Genomic DNA, 273 nt, shown 5'->3' with positions numbered 1-273 from the left:
CTCATTATGAATATCTTTATCAACCTTTGAGAGTTCGAGAGCAATTACTTGAGCTGCCTCCTCTAAACTCAATGGATTAGGTCCATCCTTTGGGAACAATGCTTGTTTAAGCGGCTCAGGATTTAAAGTCGCATCACAAGCCACCTCCAATAGTTCTTGCCAACTCGGTGCTTGGTTGGCAGTTACTGCTTTAGAAAATCCCGTTCCAGTGAAAAAACACAGTCGTTTAGAGGCTGCTGCATACGCAATTTCAAAAAACTCACTCACCTGAAC

The 273-nt window shown here is 42.9% G+C and carries 1 protein-coding gene; it reads right to left on the bottom strand.

Annotation, left to right across the window (positions count from 1 at the left end):
• Window positions 1–273, bottom strand: a 273-nt coding sequence (locus tag AB2L51_RS15170; RefSeq protein ID WP_400922664.1) for a hypothetical protein, incomplete at both ends; no start/stop codon positions are given.

The sequence above is a fragment of the Acetobacter fabarum genome (assembly GCF_040702925.2).
Taxonomy (GTDB): Bacteria; Pseudomonadota; Alphaproteobacteria; order Acetobacterales; family Acetobacteraceae; genus Acetobacter; species Acetobacter fabarum_B.
The sequence above is the reverse complement of the archived record's forward strand: the minus strand, read 5'-3'. Positions and strand labels throughout refer to the sequence as shown.